Source organism: Microcystis ichthyoblabe FBCC-A1114, from assembly GCF_050500245.1.
GTDB lineage: Bacteria > Cyanobacteriota > Cyanobacteriia > Cyanobacteriales > Microcystaceae > Microcystis > Microcystis ichthyoblabe_A.
In genome coordinates this window covers 1,167,204-1,182,768 of sequence record NZ_CP191408.1, presented here as the reverse complement: position 1 = coordinate 1,182,768, position 15,565 = coordinate 1,167,204, and the positions used below count along the sequence as shown (strand labels likewise).

The 15,565-nt window shown below is 40.3% G+C and carries 19 protein-coding genes and 1 pseudogene; 6 read left to right on the top strand and 14 right to left on the bottom strand.

Annotated elements, in window-relative coordinates:
* The first annotated feature begins 34 nt into the window (after nt 1–34).
* From ACQY1Y_RS05725 to ACQY1Y_RS05715, 3 genes are all read left to right on the top strand, one after another.
* The gene (locus ACQY1Y_RS05725; RefSeq protein ID WP_002777582.1) at nt 35–424 is read left to right on the top strand and encodes a hypothetical protein; all 390 of its coding nucleotides are present in this window, start codon (nt 35–37) and stop codon (nt 422–424) included.
* 167 nt (nt 425–591) lie between these two features.
* On the top strand, nt 592–1,107 hold the full coding sequence (locus tag ACQY1Y_RS05720) for an alpha/beta hydrolase (protein ID WP_002777581.1): 516 nt from the start codon (nt 592–594) through the stop codon (nt 1,105–1,107).
* A 73-nt stretch (nt 1,108–1,180) separates the two neighbouring features.
* The gene (locus ACQY1Y_RS05715; protein ID WP_430014155.1) at nt 1,181–2,095 is read left to right on the top strand and encodes a DNA adenine methylase; all 915 of its coding nucleotides are present in this window, start codon (nt 1,181–1,183) and stop codon (nt 2,093–2,095) included.
* 100 nt (nt 2,096–2,195) lie between these two features.
* Here ACQY1Y_RS05715 and ACQY1Y_RS05710 read toward each other — a convergent pair whose 3' ends face one another.
* From ACQY1Y_RS05710 to acnB, 12 genes are all read right to left on the bottom strand, one after another.
* Nucleotides 2,196–3,092 carry a polyphosphate kinase 2 family protein gene (locus ACQY1Y_RS05710; RefSeq protein WP_430014154.1) on the bottom strand — a complete coding sequence of 299 codons (897 nt, stop codon included), beginning with the start codon at nt 3,090–3,092 and terminating at the stop codon, nt 2,196–2,198.
* 178 nt (nt 3,093–3,270) lie between these two features.
* Nucleotides 3,271–3,612: a XisI protein gene (locus tag ACQY1Y_RS05705; protein ID WP_069474981.1), complete on the bottom strand. Its 342-nt coding sequence runs from the start codon at nt 3,610–3,612 to the stop codon at nt 3,271–3,273.
* A complete protein-coding gene (locus tag ACQY1Y_RS05700; protein ID WP_268932517.1) occupies nt 3,605–3,712 on the bottom strand; it encodes a hypothetical protein in 108 nt (35 codons plus the stop codon). Before ACQY1Y_RS05700 ends, ACQY1Y_RS05705 begins: the two co-directional genes overlap by 8 nt.
* A 64-nt stretch (nt 3,713–3,776) precedes the next feature.
* The gene (locus tag ACQY1Y_RS05695) at nt 3,777–4,202 is read right to left on the bottom strand and encodes a hypothetical protein (protein ID WP_002794436.1); all 426 of its coding nucleotides are present in this window, start codon (nt 4,200–4,202) and stop codon (nt 3,777–3,779) included.
* Between the two features lie 55 nt (nt 4,203–4,257).
* Nucleotides 4,258–4,743: a hypothetical protein gene (locus ACQY1Y_RS05690; RefSeq protein ID WP_430014153.1), complete on the bottom strand. Its 486-nt coding sequence runs from the start codon at nt 4,741–4,743 to the stop codon at nt 4,258–4,260.
* A gap of 131 nt (nt 4,744–4,874) precedes the next feature.
* Entirely contained in the window at nt 4,875–5,141 is a 267-nt protein-coding gene (locus tag ACQY1Y_RS05685; protein ID WP_002746336.1) for a BrnA antitoxin family protein, read from the bottom strand.
* Nucleotides 5,089–5,382, bottom strand: coding sequence for a BrnT family toxin (locus tag ACQY1Y_RS05680; RefSeq protein WP_002735016.1), 294 nt, complete (start codon nt 5,380–5,382; stop codon nt 5,089–5,091). Before ACQY1Y_RS05680 ends, ACQY1Y_RS05685 begins: the two co-directional genes overlap by 53 nt.
* A 139-nt stretch (nt 5,383–5,521) precedes the next feature.
* Nucleotides 5,522–5,665, bottom strand: a complete 144-nt coding sequence (locus ACQY1Y_RS05675; protein WP_002761373.1) for a hypothetical protein — start codon at nt 5,663–5,665, stop codon at nt 5,522–5,524.
* 99 nt (nt 5,666–5,764) lie between these two features.
* On the bottom strand, nt 5,765–5,941 hold the full coding sequence (locus tag ACQY1Y_RS05670; RefSeq protein ID WP_002785471.1) for a hypothetical protein: 177 nt from the start codon (nt 5,939–5,941) through the stop codon (nt 5,765–5,767).
* 72 nt (nt 5,942–6,013) lie between these two features.
* On the bottom strand, nt 6,014–6,844 hold the full coding sequence (locus ACQY1Y_RS05665) for a hypothetical protein (RefSeq protein WP_430014152.1): 831 nt from the start codon (nt 6,842–6,844) through the stop codon (nt 6,014–6,016).
* A 6-nt stretch (nt 6,845–6,850) separates the two neighbouring features.
* A complete protein-coding gene (locus ACQY1Y_RS05660; RefSeq protein WP_223210942.1) occupies nt 6,851–7,171 on the bottom strand; it encodes a DUF2584 domain-containing protein in 321 nt (106 codons plus the stop codon).
* Between the two features lie 14 nt (nt 7,172–7,185).
* Nucleotides 7,186–9,795, bottom strand: a complete 2,610-nt coding sequence (gene acnB, locus ACQY1Y_RS05655) for a bifunctional aconitate hydratase 2/2-methylisocitrate dehydratase (RefSeq protein ID WP_430014151.1) — start codon at nt 9,793–9,795, stop codon at nt 7,186–7,188.
* Nucleotides 9,796–9,954: 159 nt separating this feature from the next.
* Between acnB and deoC the strand changes: the two genes are divergently transcribed.
* From deoC to hisG, 3 genes are all read left to right on the top strand, one after another.
* Entirely contained in the window at nt 9,955–10,632 is a 678-nt protein-coding gene (gene deoC, locus ACQY1Y_RS05650; protein WP_430014150.1) for a deoxyribose-phosphate aldolase, read from the top strand.
* A gap of 163 nt (nt 10,633–10,795) precedes the next feature.
* Entirely contained in the window at nt 10,796–11,587 is a 792-nt protein-coding gene (locus ACQY1Y_RS05645) for an HAD family hydrolase (protein ID WP_430014149.1), read from the top strand.
* Between the two features lie 60 nt (nt 11,588–11,647).
* A complete protein-coding gene (gene hisG, locus ACQY1Y_RS05640; RefSeq protein ID WP_002794444.1) occupies nt 11,648–12,295 on the top strand; it encodes an ATP phosphoribosyltransferase in 648 nt (215 codons plus the stop codon).
* A 103-nt stretch (nt 12,296–12,398) separates the two neighbouring features.
* Here the strand turns inward: hisG and ACQY1Y_RS05635 are convergent.
* Nucleotides 12,399–13,807, bottom strand: a pseudogene (locus ACQY1Y_RS05635) (IS4-like element ISMae7 family transposase).
* A 324-nt stretch (nt 13,808–14,131) separates the two neighbouring features.
* A complete protein-coding gene (chrA, locus tag ACQY1Y_RS05630) occupies nt 14,132–15,289 on the bottom strand; it encodes a chromate efflux transporter (RefSeq protein ID WP_430014148.1) in 1,158 nt (385 codons plus the stop codon).
* Nucleotides 15,290–15,565 lie beyond the last annotated feature (276 nt).

The window sequence follows — 15,565 nt, the reverse complement described above, 5'->3', positions numbered from 1 at the left end:
CTAGGTAAGAATAACTAAACAATCATTCTTACAGATGTGGGCGAAAAGAGTCGAGGTAGTTCAAAAACCCAAAATTATCATCCCTAAAACTAAAATCATGCCTATGAGTGAAATAATTTGGTCAGATACCGAACAAGAAATTGCTCAAACTGCTTTCCAAAAAGCTTATCAGCGAGAAACTAGGACTTTAATAGAACATATTAAAGAACAGTCTGGTCAGATCACGGTTTTAGATGATATCTGGCAAATGCACGATTATCTAAGCGCCCGACGACATCAGATTGATGGTAAATATGAGTATCGCTATACTTCCCTAATTTTTGTCTTTGCTCAACTATTAAAGGAAGGATGGTTAAAGCTAGAGGATCTCAACGGTTTGGAAAAAGATAAACTAGCAAAAATCGCTGCCCTCTCGCGAATGTAAATTAGTGATTAGCATTAAGCTATCAGCTTTCTGCTTCTAGTTGGGTGACTAGAAAATTCATCTCTAGATAACCAACACCGTCTTCAGTTTTTCCTAAGCGGCAACCAATTTCGCTAGAATGAGTCAATCATCCCGATCGCTTTTCGCTTGTTTTGTACCTTTGGTTTATGTTCAAAAATCTTTTACTTCCCCTAGGAATATCTATCTTTCTCGGTGTTTGTCAGCCTTTGTCAGCCGCCGAATCAGCTATCATCAAATACTACATCTTCCAAGGGTCCGTATCGGTATCAGAATTAAAGCAATTGAGCGAAACAGGCGAATTAGCTCCCGCTTTAGCGGCACAATTAAAGATGGCTAACCAAAAACCTGAAGAATTCCGCAAAATCCTTAATCGTCGGGTAGCGGTGGATGCCGTCTTTCTTTCCAAATTTCTTAATAGTTTTTTTGGCGAAAGTTTGCTAGATTATGCGACTGAAATTGTCCATACACCCAATCGGACTGCTAGTCGGCAAGCTTTACGCGGTGCCTTAGTCACTTCTGCCATTAATGATAATGAGATTCAAATCATCGAAGTCCTCGCTAATTATCCCACCAGCGAGGTTCATGTGGATGGCAATCGTCTGCTGGATTTAATCAACCAAATTGAGTCAGTATTGAAAAAAATGCCCCGTTTACCTTTCTGATATCAAATCCGCCTTTCAGGTTTTCATGAATTGCGCTGTAAATTGAATAGATTAGGATAATCTGGTAGGAATAATGACCACTTCTTTGTCTGAAAGGAAAACAGTTAGTGCCAAACCTTTTTTAAAGTGGGCGGGAGGCAAAACTCAACTGGTTCCCAATATTCTATCTTTGATTAATTCCCAGATTTCTCAAAATTGTCAGTTTAACTACATTGAACCTTTTGTCGGAGGTGGGGCAGTTTTATTCTCAGTCTTAAATAATTTTTCTCCTGTCCAAAAAGTTATTATTAATGACATTAATCCTGATTTAATCATGGCTTATAATGTTATTAAAAATAATGTCAAAGAATTAATAGTCAAGCTTAAAAAAATTCAGCAGGATTTTTATGAACTTAAAAATCTAGAGGAACAACAAAAGTTTTTTTTGGATAAAAGAATAGAATTTAATTCTCGCAGCTGCGATGACTGTCTAGAAAAAACAGTTTTGTTATTATTTCTCAATAGAACTTGTTTTAATGGACTTTATAGAGTCAATAGCAAAGGACTTTTTAATGTCCCCTTTGGAAAATATGTCAAACCGTTGATCTGCAATGAAGAAAACTTATTAGCTGTCAATCATCATTTACAGAAAGTGACGATCCTACAAGGAGATTTTGTCCAAACTCTAAATTATGCCAATAACAAGACTTTATTTTATTTTGATCCTCCCTATAAACCGATTAAAAAAACATCAGCTTTTACCTCTTATACCAAAGAAGATTTTAACGATGAGGAGCAAATAAGATTAAAACAATTTATCGATCAAGTCGATCGAGCGGGTTATAAATTTATTTTAAGCAATTCCGACCTTAAAAACTTTGACTCTGACAATAATTTTTTTGATGACCTATATAAAAATTATAATATTCAAAGGGTAAAAGCCCGAAGAAATATCAATTCCCAGGGCAATAATAGGGGAGAAATCTGGGAATTACTGATCAATAATTGACAAAAATTAAGCCTAACAGAAAAGACGACATGAATAAAAATATTTCTTCAAGAGATCGATTTTCTGGCAATTATCGCTTTTTGGGGATTTTCTTCTATTTTTAATCCTGCTCATTTTCCAGGATTTCTTTGGCTTTCAGTAAAGCTTGGCGATGTTCTTCCGTGACGGTGGGATATCGTAAACCGAGGGATTCCAGGGTGTGATAAATAACCGCCCCCACAGCTAAACGGGTAAACCATTTGCGATCAGCCGGGATAATATACCAGGGGGCCCACTCGGTACTGGTATGATTGAATACCTCTTCGTAGGCTTTCGTGTAATCATCCCAAAAAGCTCTTTCTTTGACATCATTTTCGGAAAACTTCCAGTTTTTTTCGGGGCGATCAATTCTTTCTAAAAATCGTTTTTTCTGTTCTTCTTTAGAAACATTGAGAAAGAATTTTAGGACAATAACCCCATTGTTGACCAGATATTTTTCAAAATTATTAATCTCCTCAAAACGTCGCTGCCAAACTTTCTTGGTTCTGTCTTCTGGGGGGAGTTTTTGCCGTTCCAATAAATCTTGATGGACGCGCACGACTAATAATTCTTCGTAGTAGGAACGATTAAAAATACCGATACGACCCCGCTCTGGTAAAGCTTTATAATATCGCCAGAGATAATCGTGATCTAGTTCTTCGGCCGAGGGAACTTTAAAGCTAAATACCTGACAGCCTTGGGGATTTAAGCCCGACATAACGTGTCTGATCGTACCATCTTTACCCGCCGCATCCATGGCTTGCAGATTAATTAAGAGGGCATAGGTATCCTGGGCATAGAGTTTATCTTGAAACTCGGCCATTTTTTCGATCCCCTGTTGCAGCAGCAGTGTGGCATCTTCTTTGGTAATGTAGTCTGGCTTAAACCGGGCATCGTAGTCTTTGTGCAGAGAAATTTCTTTACCCGGTGGCACGATTAAGGATTGTAAAAATGCTTGGCGATCAATTTTGCTGACCATGCTCTTCTCCTTGATTGTTTTGACCCCTAAAATTACATTGTAGCACTTTTGCTCGGAAAATATCCAACCCTTGAACCGGCGAGTCAAGGATGAAGTGGCAGCAATGACCGAGAAACAAGTATATTTAAATACTCGATTTTAGCGACTCCTCATCTGACGAGAAAGTAAAGAATAATTTTTAGGCGATCGCAAATTCGGTAAACTGACGCACTTCGGGAGGTTGAAAAGCTAAAACTATCTCACTGCTGGGAATTCCTAAGCGCATTAATTCCGTGGCGATACCTGCTTCTGTCCAATCTTCTTCAATATAAATTTTGTCATTTTTTAGACGAAGATAAACGGAAATTGCTTTAATTCGTTTGCCATTTTTCCAGCCAATATTAAACCAAAGATATTGGCTTCTATTATCGTCAAACATCAATATTTCTTCTATGTCTTGATCGGGTACTTGTGAGGAAATTTCTGCATATTCTGTGAGAATTTTCTTGATTATGTTTTGATAATAATTTAGTTTATCCATTGGACGATTCCTCCTGATTAGTGTCAACAATTAACAATAAAATTTGATACTTTTGCAAGATTATTTGTATGGCAGCTTGAGCGAAAAACTTTTCATAAATTTCTTGTCCGATTAAAAAAATAAAGAAATTAATACATACAAGATATTTATTACAATTTCAACAATTAATCTCGAAAATTGTCCGAACCACAGGTAAGACATGTACCATCATCAGGATCTATGACATTACCCAGACAATCTTCAGCTGTGCAATCTTCCCGCAATACTTCATAAGATTCATTACATACAAGGCAATAAATAGTGTTGCTAGTTGGTTCATTAGGTATTAGTTGAGCTAATCTTGGAATCTGTTCGTCTTCGTAATCTTCCCTAAAACCACTATAACAACTAGGACAGAAATAACGTCTTGTTTTTTTATTAAAATTAAAATATTTATTATTTTCTGAAGGTGTTAACAAATCAATTACAAGGTTTATTTCTAAAGCCAGCCAATTATATAATTCTCTGGTTTCAGAGCTATATAGAACAGATTCAGGTTTATTTTGAATGAATTGTCCTCGAATTTTTATCCACGAGTTTGGCTCTATCAAATAATGACAAATTTCTAGAATTTCAACAAACAGCTCTTTAGTTTTTATATATAATTCAGGATCTAACAGTGTGCATAATTATATTTCGCTTGCTTCTCAAATCTTCAAATCTTTGTCGAAAGTTATCTGGTAATCGATCAGTCGATACGGTGTTATAAACTTTGACTAAATCCTGTGCATCAATTGTTTTAAATTCACTAAAACGGATATTGCGCTCATGAGATTTACTGGGATAATTACTCGGATCTCCTGAAATTAGTAAATACGGGCTAACTGTAGCAATATGACCTTTTAAGAGAAATTCGGTTCCTTGTTGAATAAGGGAAAGGGCTGTACTCAATGGACGTTGTGCTTGTTTCCAATATTGCTCAGATGACAATTGATCGATTACTTCTTCATTCTCATCGCTATAATACACATTATAAAAATATTCCGCATCCTTAAGTTTTGTAGATAAACTTATCAGCGTATCCCAAGCCAGATTTAAAAAATCAATGCCAGCGGATTTAAAATCATCTCCAGTCGGTACATCTATAATCATAATTTTTCGTACTCACTTTTATCATTTCATTTAAGGCGATTTATTGGTAAATGAGATTGTGTGGCTTTTCATCCCGCTCAAAATGATAGCGAACTTTTTTATTGTGTGGCTTGTACCCGAACTAAACTTGACTATACTTTGTGAGCCTCCGCATAAATCCGTAAAGCGGCGGACATTTTTTGTTCACAATCCTCGCCCTGTGATTGAAACCAAGCTAGGGTTTCGGGATCTACTTGAACAAGAACATTTACTTTCTCTACAGGTTTCCACCACCGCGATTTACTAAAAAACTCCTCGGTTAAGGGCGGAATATCGGATGTGTCGATTTCCTCTTCCGTAAGAGCGTCAACTTTCTCCCAATTCGTCTCGGAGGTATTGTTCATATCGTTTTCGTTCATAGGGTAAAGCTTTACGAAGTGAAATAATACGAATTGTATCTCTACTCGGTTCTGTAAAAACGACAACTACCACTCGGCCATCGAGCGTACCGATTCCTATCAATCGATCTTCGCCATAATTTTCTCGTTCGTCAAGGGAAACTCGAATGGGATGTTCAAATATCCGCTGCGCGTCCGCGAAGTCTAGATCGTGCTTGATGATATTCGCTCGGTTCTTTTGTCGATCCCACTCGAATTTCATATTTTTATTTTATCGAGTTGTCATTCCGTATATCGAAAAAAATCCTATAATTGTCGAAAATTCGATCGTTAGAGGGGTCATCTTGATCGAAATCAAAAGAAATCTTTCGCCTCGATCGAAATGACCCATAACCGGTCAACTAACTCAAAACACCAGAAGGAATCCCTAAGATATCCTCAATCTTAGGTAAATCTTCTAGGGGAATTACCCGTCCTTCATCCTCAAAACCAGCGATTTCAATTAAGATTGAGAATATTAATACTAGACAGGATAAGAGCTTCATATATCTAGAATGTATCAAACTAATCGGTCATGACTATAAAAACAAATCCGGGGGTAGATAACCCCCTTGTGTACAAATGATCTGGCAAATACATAAGAACTAATTAGCTGATGGTCTGAGTTTTTGTTGTATTTTAGCCTTTATTCGAGCAATAAAGCTGGATTTGTTCTTTTTTTCGGGATCTTCGTAGATAAAAGTTTTGGCACTACCATCTTCTAATATTTCAATTAACTTTAAACTAGGTGCTTGTCTCTGTTGTTTTAGTGACTCAGACATAATAGTTTCCTCTGTGGTTTAGGTCTTACCCCTACTGTTATCATGAGTCAATTGCTTAACCTAGTCAATACCCTAGACATTATTCTTCATTCTCCAGAGTAATTTAACAACGTTATTGTATTGTGTCATCCAGTCTAAAATACTACTATGTAGATTTCTATCATTCATTGAGCTTAAATCCGCACTATCATCGGTATCAACAGCTAATAGTCCCAGAATAGAACTTTTTTGCAGTGCAGCTACAGCTAACACAATTTTTATATGAGGATTAATTAATAGTTCATTGTCTCTTTGGAGAGGGACATAAGAAGACGGTAATTGCTGGGAATTAGAAATATCAACAAACTCCAAAGCATACTTTCTTATAGTCTTCAGGTATGTGTAACCAATTACCCCTTCATCTAATTCAAAAAGTGCCTCTAGTTCCCTATCAGATACACTGCTAGTTTTACATACCATTTGGAGATTCCAAGTAAATAACTTTTGTCTCACTGGTATCCACAAGGATACTCTGATATTGCCCTGTAGATTAAATTTTTGTTTTATATCAACAGATAATTCTTCTAAAGAACTACTGATTGCTGGCACAATGTTTAAGCGAATTGTTTCTAAAAGTTCAACAGTATCTTGTCCAGTCTGTGTTTGAGAGAGTAGAACAGGAATTCCTAAGATAATAATAGATATAATCGTAACTATTTGAGGACTTTTTAACAATTTCCATTCCCTAGGTATAGGACTATTCTCTCCTGTAAAAAATGAACTTGCATCCCCTAAACCTGTCACAATCGCTACTATTAAGTATAACAAAAATATAAATTTTTCCCAAGGCTTGAATTTTCTGAGAAAATAATCAAATTCATACTTAATAATTCTTGCAATAATTATTCGTTGTTGATCCTTCATCTAATTTCAAGTTTCTTTGACAATAAAAGGGACTGGATAAATCCTATCAATTCTAAATAAAACTGTTGTTTGACGATTTTCCCAAACTAATTTTTCAATGATAACATCTGCGTAGGCGACCCAATGTTCATTTACCAAAGGAATTGGAACATCAACAGGAATAATTCTATAATCTTCTTTGCTCCCTTGATACTGTTTAGATAATTCCAAACTTTCTGGATAACCTTGAGATGGTTTTAACTTTAAAATACTATTCACTTCACAGGGCATTCCCATAAATTTTACCTCTTTATTTTCTGAGCAGAAGGTGAGCTTTTCATAGCTCACCCTAAACCTTCATACTAACTCAAAACACCGGAAGGAATCCCTAAGATATCCTCAATCTTAGGTAAATCTTCTAGGGGAATTACCCGGCCTTCATCCTCAAAACCAGCGATTTCATTAAAGTTCAAATAGCGGTATAAATCGCCAGCAAAAGGATTAATTTTCTCGGTGACAATTGCCAGGTATTCCTCAAGGGTGGGAATGCGTCCCAGCAGCGCACAAACCGCCGCTAATTCGGCGGAACCTAGATAGACTCGCGCATCTTTTCCCATGCGATTATTGAAGTTACGAGTTGAGGTAGAAAATACCGTCGCTCTGTCTTCAACCCGCGCTTGATTACCCATACAAAGGGAACATCCAGGCATCTCAGTACGGGCCCCAGAAGCGGCAAAAATGCCGTACATTCCCTCATCGCGCAATTGTTTTTCATCCATGCGGGTGGGGGGACAAATCCACAGTTTAGCCTTAGCAACTCCCGCTCCTTCTAATATCTTAGCGGCGGCGCGATAATGACCAATATTAGTCATACAAGAACCGATGAACACCTCATCGATTTTATCCCCAGCGCATTCCGACATTAACTTGATATTATCGGGGTCATTGGGTGCAGCAACAATTGGTTCTTTAATCTCGTTTAAGTTGACGGTGATAATATCCGCATATTCGGCATCCTTATCCGCCTCCATCAGGACAGGATTAGCTAACCATTGTTCCATTTTTGCTACCCGACGTAGGATAGTTTTGGCATCACTATAACCCCGGGCCGCCATATTTTTTAACAGGGCCACATTAGAGCGTAAATATTCCGCCACTGTCTCGGTACTTAACTTAATCGTACAACCGGCACAGGAACGTTCCGCCGTGGCATCGGTTAACTCAAAAGCCTGCTCTAATTTCAAATCCGGCAGCCCTTCCATCTCCATAATGCGACCGTTAAAAACATTTTTTTTGTTCTGTTTTTCCACGGTTAATTTGCCCTCTTGCATGGCAACGTAGGGAATAGCATTAACAATATCGCGCAGAGTTACACCGGGTTGTAATTCCCCCGTAAAACGCACTAAAACCGATTCCGGCATATCCAAAGGCATTACTCCCAAAGCGGCCGCAAATGCCACTAAACCCGACCCCGCAGGAAAGGAAATTCCCAGGGGAAAACGAGTATGAGAATCGCCGCCAGTCCCCACCGTATCCGGCAATAACATCCGATTTAACCAGGAATGAATAATGCCATCTCCCGGACGTAAAGCCACCCCACCCCGGGTAGAGAAAAAGTCTGGTAATTGGTGATGAGTTTGAATATCAACCGGTTTCGGATAGGCTGCCGTGTGACAGAAACTCTGCATGACTAAATCGGCGCTAAAACCTAAACAGGCTAACTCTTTTAACTCGTCTCTGGTCATCGGACCGGTGGTATCCTGAGACCCTACCGTAGTCATAATTGGGTCACAGGAAGTACCCGGCCGCACCCTGGGTAAACCGCAAGCTTTGCCGACCATTTTTTGCGCTAGGGTGTAACCTTTACCGGTGTCACTAGGCATAGTTGGACGGGTAAATAGGGTACTAGCCTCAAGTCCCAAGGCGTGACGGGTTTTATCGGTGAGACTGCGACCGATTAAGAGGGGAATACGACCGCCGGCCCGCACTTCATCCAGAATTGTCTCAGGTTTGAGGCTAAAAGTGCTAATAGTTGCGCCCGCTTCGTTGGTGATTTTGCCTTCGTAGGGATAAATTTTAATCACATCCCCCGTGTTCATTTGGCTAACATCGCATTCAATCGGTAAAGCGCCGGAATCCTCAGCAGTATTAAAGAAGATAGGGGCGATTTTACTGCCTAAAATATAGCCACCAGCACGTTTATTAGGTACAAAGGGAATATCATCGCCGATATGCCAGAGAACCGAGTTAATTGCCGATTTTCGGCTGGAACCAGTCCCAACCACATCCCCCACATAGGCGACCGGATGACCTAATTTTTTCAATTCGGCAATGGTTTCTAAGGACCCCGGTTGACGGGTTTCTAACATTACCAAGGCATGAAGGGGAATATCGGGCCGGGTGGTGGCATGGGGGGCAGGAGATAGGTCATCTGTATTGGTTTCTCCCGGTACTTTGAAGACGGTGACGGTAATTTCTTTAGCAAGTTTCGGTTTAGCGATAAACCAAGCACCATTGGCCCAAGCATCGATAACCTGTTTAGCGTAGGGATTGGTGTCGGATAATTCCAAAACCTCGTTAAATGCGTCGAATACCAGCAGGGTTTTACTTAAAGCGCTGGCAGCAGCGGCGGCGATATTAATATCTCTGGATTTCAGCAGTTCAATCAGAGAATGAACGTTATAACCACCTACCATGGTTCCCAGTAAGCTAACCGCACCCTGAGCGGAGATAACGCTAGATTTTATTTCACCTTTGGCAATTCCTGTTAAAAATCCCGCTTTAACGTAGGCCGCTTCGTCAACTCCGGGGGGAACACGGTCACGCAGCAGGGTCAGCAATTCTCCCTTGAGTTCTTCGGACGGATTTTTGAGTATTTCGCATAATTCCGCCGTTTGTTGAGCGTTGAGGGGAAGGGGAGGGATACCTAATTTCGCTCGGTCGGCAACGTGCTGATGATACGCTTCTAACATAGGTCTATTGTCTCCTAGTCTTCACTTGTGACGGTTTCTTCCTAGGTTACTGGATTTTTGCTAGTCTCGGAATTTCTAGGTTAACGAGAGATGACTTTGCTGTGTGACTTCCATAAAATGAGAAAATAGCGATCGATTGACTATATTGAGGCTTAGATAATGGCTATCACCGATTCTGATCTAGATTTAGCACAATATATCGACCATTCTCTCCTCATGCCCACCGCCACCAGTGAACAATTAGAGGCTTACTGTCAACAGGCTGATCAATATCATTTTCCCACCGTCTGCGTTTATCCCGCTGCCGTTAAGCAAGCGGTGCAGTTACTCCACGGCAAAAAAACTTTAGTTTCTACCGTGATTGGTTTTCCCGCAGGGGCCACTACCTCCACAGTTAAACGTTATGAGGCTTTAGAAGCCGTAGATAATGGTGCTAAGGAGTTAGAGGTGGTTATTAATCTCGGTTGGCTAAAAGATGGGAAATCCGAGGAATTATTCCAAGAAATTGCTAGTATTTGTCAGGAAACTGGCCAGACAGTGAAAGCGATTCTGGAAACCTCGCAACTGACGGACACCGAGAAACGTTTAGCGGCAGAAATTTGCATGGATGCAGGAGTGAGTTATCTAAAAACCAGTACCGGCTGGTTTGGAGGAGCAACGGTTAGCGATGTGAAGTTTCTCAAGGAAATTAGCAAAGGCAGGGTAGGAATTAAAGCATCCGGCGGAATTCGCACCCTTGAACAAGCGCTCGCTCTTATCCAGGCCGGGGCCACCCGTCTGGGAACTTCCCGCGGTGTCGATTTAGTCCGTCAGCAAAAAGCTGCCTTTGAGGAGTAATACTAAATCCTGTTTAAAAGGTATAGGAAAGTGGGGTGTGGGGTGTGGGGAAGTGGGGTGTGGGGTGTAGGGTGTGGGAAGTAGGGAAGTGGGGGGATGGGGAGAATAAATAGAAATAATCTCCTGTCTCCTGAATCCTGTCTCCTTAATCCTGAAAGCTAAAATGATGACTGACAATATAGATAAAAATAAGGGGGTTTATTTGCCGATAATTCGCTGTGGTAATCGAGAATTTAGAGATATTCAAGGGATTGTTTTTGATAAGGACGGTACGCTAGAGGATTCGCGAGCTTTCTGGTACGATCGAGCTATAGCCCGGATACAAGCCATTGAATCGCAAATCCCTGGTTTAGAGTCTTTATTAACCAAAACTTTCGGTATTGGGGCAAATAGTCTCAATCCTGCTGGTTTAATGGCAGTGGGCAGCCGCAGAGATAATCATATCGTCGCTGCCGGTTGTATTGCTTCCACCGGCCGGGATTGGTTAACGGCCATGGCGATCGCAAAAGCGGCCTTTCAAGCGGCCGATGAAAAGGTTCCCCCCCGCTTAAATCCCCTCTATCCCCACTGTTTAGAAGTAATTCGTTATCTGCACGCGGCCGGTTTACAATTGGCGATTCTTTCCTCCGATACCACAGCACGAGTTGAGCAATTTGTCAAAGAAAATCACCTATTAAATTATATTAAAATTGTTCGGGGCTGCGATCGAGGTTTAAGTAAACCCGATCCCTTATTATTGCAAGAAACCTGTCAAGCTTTGGGGACCCCAGTGGACAAAACCCTGATGATAGGGGATACTAGGGCCGATTGGGAAATGGCTAAACAGGCAAAATCAGCAGCTGCGATCGCAATTAGTTGGCAACCGGAAAACCATCAAGATTTACAATTAGCTGATGTGGTCATTAGAGAACTTACTGCCATCTCGGTTATCAGAGGCGAATTTTCAGTTCACTGATTACTGATTACTGTTTACTGTTCACTGAAAAACCCCACACCCCAATTCATAATTCCCTCTATGCTAACAATTGCCTTACCGAAGGGTGCTTTACTAAACGAAAGTATCCAAATATTTCAAAAGATTGGCTTAGATTTTAGTGCCTTTCTTGACTCAAAAAATCGCCAATTACAGATTACCGACCCCACTAACCAAGCGAAAGCGTTATTAGTCAGAGCCACAGATGTACCAGTTTATGTAGAATACGGTCAGGCACAATTAGGCATCGCCGGTTATGATATTTTATTGGAAAAATCTCCCGATGTGGCTAATTTAATTGACCTAAAATTTGGTTATTGTCGGATGTCGGTAGCTGTCCCTGCTGATAGTCCCTATCAAAGTCCCTTAGATATTCCCCATCACGGTAAAGTTGCCTCAAAATTTGTCAATTGTGCTAAGGATTATTTTCGTCGTTTAGATATTCCCGTCGAGATTATACCTCTCTATGGTTCCGTAGAATTAGGCCCGATTACGGGGATGTCAGAAGCGATAGTTGACCTAGTTTCCACCGGTCGAACTTTACGCGAAAATGGTTTAGTAGAAATTGCCGAATTATTTGCTAGTAGCGCTCGATTAATCGCCCATCCTCTAAGCTATAGACTAAATCGCGATCAGATCTACAACTGGGTAGAAAAGCTCAGTTTAACGAATCAGCGCCCCCCTTATTAAGGGGGGATTAAGGGGGGATCAGCGCCCCCCTTATTAAGCTATCCATTAGTCACATCTTTCTTAACATAAAATTTGACAAAAAGAGAAAAGTGTGCAAGATGGCTCAAGGGGGTTCTATGGGGGGACTAATTTGATGAGATAGTTTCCAAGTCTGGCTGATATCATGTAACCTTCGCAGTCCCAACCAAATAGTTTTAACACCTGGTTCACCGTCACCTTTTCTACCTAAAAACCCCCCAAGAGAAGCAATCATTCTGACCGCTTCTCGAAAGGAGGGCGGCTTTTCAGGTGGCGGACTCTTTTTATGAATAGTGGCACACAAAGATTGCCATTCATGTTCTTCCAAAAAACTTTCACAACTCTCCTCTCCGTGTAAGCGTGCTTGATAGGTTAACCAGAGTAATCTCCAAGCTACAATTGAATAGGTAGCTAAGGCCATCTCAATTCTACGACCCGTTTCTAATTGCAGTTTTTCTAATCCACAACCACTTTTTAAAACAAAATGATAGCGTTCTATCAACCAGCGATAACTGTACCAGCGCACACAGGTTATCGCTGATTCAAAGCTACTAATGTCTAGGCTAGTTAAGAGGAGCCAACTGATAGGATTAACTCCAGGACGCGGATTTTCTTCTTCAGCTAAAATTACCTGTAATTTGACCGGTTGACGAGGGTTCGCTTTCGAGTGATGCTTAGGTACTTGTATTTCAAAACTGGCAAATCTAACTGTTAGTTTAGCTAGTCTAGCCTCGTGATTAGGATTGCGTTTTACTTGCACATCTAGGCTACCACAGGCTTTTATTTCTCTGATGGATTGATGTAAATATTTAGGCTCTGGATGCCCTGACTTTTGCTTGTCTTCGAGATAGTTAACTTTTCGGTTATGAGTTCCTCGGATTAATAAATGAGAGTTAGGACTTCTTGATTGGGCAAATAAATCAAATATGTCTGCCTCACAATCTCCGATTGTTACTACTTGAATATCTTCGGGTATTTGTTGTTGTGTTTCTGATACAGACTCTAACCATCTTTGACTTTCTTTTTCTTCGGTTTCTCTTTTTTTCTTTGCTTGGCAATCCCTAAATTCTTTTCTTCTCTTGCCCAGACATATTGATTAATCAGTCCTAAAGGTATTCCTTGCGCTGACACTCCTAAGGTGGTATGAACTTTGAGACCAAAGGATTTTTTATAATCTAGATAACCCATTCCTTTTTTTGCTTTTTGCGTCGTAAAGTCTAAACTTGTTGTGTCTTGCACTGCCAAAACTATTGGATGTTCTTTGATTCTTTCTACTGTACTTTTGGCTTGGGCGGCAATTATATCTGAGGGGTGAAAATAGGGGGAATTCCAAAAGTCGTAGGTGGCACTCGCTGCGGCTAGATTTCCCGAAGCTTGTGGCACACTTGTACTAGGTTGGCTGGCCAAGTTTTCTACGATACTGATTAACCTTTTCTTTCTTCTGGTGTCCCCCAGGTCTGCATATTGTAATTCTTGGGCTGCCCATTTCTCCATTTTTTTGCTTACCTCCACCTTAATTCCTTCTTTCAAAACTATACCTATCAATCGTTTCCCCTTTTTTTAAGTTTCTTCTCTTTTTGTTAAGAAAGATCCGACTAATGGATAGCTTATTAAGGGGGGATTAAGGGGGTATCAGCGCCCCCCTTATTAAGGGGGGATTAAGGGGGTATCAGCACTCCCCTTATTAAGCGGGTATCAAGGGGGGATTAAGGGGGGATCAGCACCCCCCTTATTAAGCGGGTATCAAGGGGGAATTAAGGGGGGATAAAAGGCAAAATCTATCTTAATATTCAATTAGAACCATTGACTTATTTCCCCCTAACCTAATTGTTTTAAGAGCAAACCAATAAGCGCACCAGCCAGAATTAACCAAGTAGAATTAACCTGAAAACGTAGTAAAAGAATAGAGGAGATAAGAGATAGAATGATAGCCAATAAATTAAAAGGTAAATTCCCGTAGGGTTGTAACCAAGTAGCTAGAGCTAAATTAAAAATTACTGCTACCATTAAAGCCACGGCACTAGCATTAATTGCATCTAAAAAAGCACCCGCCCAAGCGGATTTTCTCAGCTTAGGAATGAGAGGATTAAGTAATAAAACAAAGATAAAAGAAGGAAAGAAAATCGCTAGAGTTGCCACAATTGCCCCCGATACTCCTAATATTTGATAACCGATAAAAGTGGCTGTAGATAACACCGGACCAGGGGTAAATTGACCCACAGCAATAGCATCTAATAATTGTTGCTGGGTTAACCATCCTCTCCCCTGCACTAAATCCCCTTCTAAAAAGGCAACTAACACATAACCACTACCAAATAAAACACTACCCACCTTGAGAAAAAATAGCCCTAATCCTGTTAATGTCGGTGGGATATTGCTAGGAGTAGCAACCGCCGTCGCACCGCCTATTCCTGCCACAATCAGGGGAAAGGTAGCGAATTTTTTTAGGATAAACATCCCGATAATTCCGCCTAACAGTAAAGCGATAATTTCATTTAAACCTAAGATTAATAATCCGATAACTCCCAATCCGATGAAGAGTAATTGACGGGTTTTCAGTGCCTTTTTGCCTAGGCGCCAGAGTGCCTGAAAAATCACCGCAATTACTACCGGTTTAATCCCCGCAAAAATCGGAGCCACATCCGGTAAAGTCCCGTAGGTAGTATAAATCCAAGCTAGAAAACCCGTAATTAACACCGCAGGAGTAATAAAACAAACCCCCGTGATTATTAAACCCGCTAAACCACCAAAAATATAACCGATATGAATAGCCATTTCCGTGGAATTAGGACCAGGAATCAGATTAGTTGCCCCCACCAAATCGAGAAATCGCTCCTTAGTCATCCAACCGCGACGCTTAACCACTTCTTCCTCCATTAAAGCGATATGGGCAGCCGGACCACCAAAACCGATAATGCCGATTTTGAGAAATAAAAGGGCAAGTTGCGAGAGATTGGGAGGCGATGAAGTCAGCATTTTCTGATTACCAATAGTTTTTCTAGAATCAAGTTTATATCCAAAAGAATAAGCTTAAGTTAAATTCTTGGCTAGATTTCGTCAATTCCAAAATTCCATAATTGCAAAAGTGTTTTACACAAACTCAATTATAAATATTTAATGCTCCCGTTCAAGTAAATTTGATACAAAAAAAGTTAAGAAAACTTTATAAATAATATTGATTAATTTGTCTATAATAGAACCCATTAATGCCAACTGAAACCATAATAAACCATAGACAATAATCAATTATCA

What these genes read in the sequence shown, in the direction of transcription:
- ACQY1Y_RS05680 (WP_002735016.1), bottom strand. Translation starts at nt 5,382, where the DNA reads ATGAAATTCGAGTGGGATCGACAAAAGAACCGAGCGAATATCATCAAG.
- chrA (WP_430014148.1), bottom strand. Translation starts at nt 15,289, where the DNA reads ATGCTGACTTCATCGCCTCCCAATCTCTCGCAACTTGCCCTTTTATTT.
- ACQY1Y_RS05665 (WP_430014152.1), bottom strand. Translation starts at nt 6,844, where the DNA reads ATGAAGGATCAACAACGAATAATTATTGCAAGAATTATTAAGTATGAA.
- ACQY1Y_RS05670 (WP_002785471.1), bottom strand. Translation starts at nt 5,941, where the DNA reads ATGTCTGAGTCACTAAAACAACAGAGACAAGCACCTAGTTTAAAGTTA.
- ACQY1Y_RS05645 (WP_430014149.1), top strand. Translation starts at nt 10,796, where the DNA reads ATGATGACTGACAATATAGATAAAAATAAGGGGGTTTATTTGCCGATA.
- ACQY1Y_RS05720 (WP_002777581.1), top strand. Translation starts at nt 592, where the DNA reads ATGTTCAAAAATCTTTTACTTCCCCTAGGAATATCTATCTTTCTCGGT.
- ACQY1Y_RS05675 (WP_002761373.1), bottom strand. Translation starts at nt 5,665, where the DNA reads ATGAAGCTCTTATCCTGTCTAGTATTAATATTCTCAATCTTAATTGAA.
- deoC (WP_430014150.1), top strand. Translation starts at nt 9,955, where the DNA reads ATGGCTATCACCGATTCTGATCTAGATTTAGCACAATATATCGACCAT.
- acnB (WP_430014151.1), bottom strand. Translation starts at nt 9,795, where the DNA reads ATGTTAGAAGCGTATCATCAGCACGTTGCCGACCGAGCGAAATTAGGT.
- ACQY1Y_RS05685 (WP_002746336.1), bottom strand. Translation starts at nt 5,141, where the DNA reads ATGAACGAAAACGATATGAACAATACCTCCGAGACGAATTGGGAGAAA.
- ACQY1Y_RS05710 (WP_430014154.1), bottom strand. Translation starts at nt 3,092, where the DNA reads ATGGTCAGCAAAATTGATCGCCAAGCATTTTTACAATCCTTAATCGTG.
- ACQY1Y_RS05725 (WP_002777582.1), top strand. Translation starts at nt 35, where the DNA reads ATGTGGGCGAAAAGAGTCGAGGTAGTTCAAAAACCCAAAATTATCATC.
- ACQY1Y_RS05705 (WP_069474981.1), bottom strand. Translation starts at nt 3,612, where the DNA reads ATGGATAAACTAAATTATTATCAAAACATAATCAAGAAAATTCTCACA.
- ACQY1Y_RS05690 (WP_430014153.1), bottom strand. Translation starts at nt 4,743, where the DNA reads ATGATTATAGATGTACCGACTGGAGATGATTTTAAATCCGCTGGCATT.
- hisG (WP_002794444.1), top strand. Translation starts at nt 11,648, where the DNA reads ATGCTAACAATTGCCTTACCGAAGGGTGCTTTACTAAACGAAAGTATC.
- ACQY1Y_RS05715 (WP_430014155.1), top strand. Translation starts at nt 1,181, where the DNA reads ATGACCACTTCTTTGTCTGAAAGGAAAACAGTTAGTGCCAAACCTTTT.